This window comes from Polaribacter sp. BAL334, from assembly GCF_015767435.1.
In the GTDB taxonomy this organism is placed as follows: Bacteria; Bacteroidota; Bacteroidia; order Flavobacteriales; family Flavobacteriaceae; genus Polaribacter.
Genome location: NZ_JADWOV010000115.1, coordinates 1 through 714, shown reverse-complemented (window position 1 = coordinate 714; position 714 = coordinate 1). Strand labels below are relative to the sequence as shown.

Below are 714 nucleotides of genomic sequence, written 5' to 3'. Positions count from 1 at the left end.
ATTGTAAACAATGTAATTTTTCTAAATGCTTTTGAGTGGAGATTTGAATTTCCAGAAGTTTTATCCGATGATGGAACTTATCTTGGTTTTGATGCTATTATTGGAAATCCACCTTATATTAAAGAATATGAAGGAAAAGAGATATTTGATGGGTTAAGAGATAATGAGGTTTATCAGGGTAAAATGGATATATGGTATATGTTTACTACAGATGGTATCAAACTATTAAAAGAAAACGGAACTTTAAATTTTATTGCACCAAATAATTGGACGACAAATTCAGGCGCAAGTAAAATGAGAAATTTCATGTTGCAAAATTCACGTTTCCTAAAACTTATTGATTTTGGTAGTTATATGGTTTTTGATTCTGCAAGTATTCAAACAATGATAATGCAATTTGAAAAAGTAAAATCTGATAATTACACATTTGATTATAAAAAAATTGTTTCAAAAAAACCAAATTTTGAAGATGCTCTTGGAATACTTAATAATAATGTTGGGGATAGTATTGAAGTTTTAAAGCCAAAAATTTTAATAGAAAACTTCCTTGACAAGGGATTCAATTTTAATAGCAATTTATTTGAAACAATTTTAGAAAAAATAAATAATGTTTCAAATTTTAAATTTGATGAAAAATTAGAAGTTGCTCAGGGTATTGTTTTTCCACAGGATTTTATTAATAAATCATCAAGAGAAAAACTAAAAAATCTATAT

General features: G+C 25.8%; 1 protein-coding gene. It reads left to right on the top strand.

Annotated features, from left to right (window positions below; genetic code table 11):
- Window positions 1-714 (top strand): Eco57I restriction-modification methylase domain-containing protein (locus IU405_RS00605; RefSeq protein ID WP_197436716.1); only part of this gene is annotated, 714 nt, incomplete at both ends.